The 695-nt window shown below is 67.3% G+C and carries 2 protein-coding genes; both read right to left on the bottom strand.

Annotated features, from left to right (window positions below; all coding sequences use genetic code 11):
• Positions 1 to 500 (bottom strand): TonB-dependent receptor plug domain-containing protein (locus CKO31_RS26305; protein ID WP_242475710.1); only part of this gene is annotated, 500 nt, incomplete at its 3' end.
• The coding region (locus tag CKO31_RS26300) for a PleD family two-component system response regulator (protein ID WP_207148136.1) at positions 497 to 695 on the bottom strand (199 nt) is incomplete at its 5' end. The genes CKO31_RS26300 and CKO31_RS26305, both read right to left, overlap by 4 nt.

Raw genomic sequence — 695 nt, 5'->3', positions numbered from 1 at the left:
TTGACCACCGCGGAGAAGGCGTCCGCGCCGAATACCGATGCGCCCGGCCCCCGCGTGACCTCGATCCGCTCGATGGCATCGAGCGGAAGGGTGCCGAGTACGGCCAACTGATCGCCCTGGCCCATCTCGGTGACCGATACGCCGTCGATCAGGAACAGCGTATTGCCCGAGCGCAGGCTCGAGAAGCCGCGCACGAGCAGATTCGGGTACAGATCCGTGGTCATGCCGACATGAAAGCCCGGCACCAGGGCCAGGGCCTCGACGACGTTGCGCACGCCATAATCCCGGATCTCCTCGGCGGTGATGACCGTCGCAACAGCGGGCGCGGTGCGCAGCGGTCGCAGGGAGCCGGTCGCGATCGAGACCGACTGCTCGGAGCCGAACAGGGCGGCCGCCTCGTCATCGGCGGCCAGCGCCGACGTGCTCGCAACACACATGAGCAGCAGCCACGTGTGCGCTCGCCGATCCCACGCGGCGTGGCTGGGCGAGAATTGCATCATGGCTTTGCTCCATCGATCGCCGCATCGATGCGCAGCGCGAGGTCCGCCGCGATCACCGGCTTGACCAGCACAGAGGCCCCGAGCGCCTTCACCTCGGCCTTCAATGCGGGTGTCTCGTCAGCCGTGAAGACGATCGTGGGGGTCTTGATGCGCCCGCCGTTGGCCATGGCACGCAACAGCTCCAGGCCATGTACG

The organism is Thiohalocapsa halophila, assembly GCF_016583825.1.
Lineage (GTDB): Bacteria > Pseudomonadota > Gammaproteobacteria > Chromatiales > Chromatiaceae > Thiohalocapsa > Thiohalocapsa halophila.
Note: the sequence above shows the minus strand (reverse complement) of the source record. Positions and strands in the feature narration are given on the sequence as shown.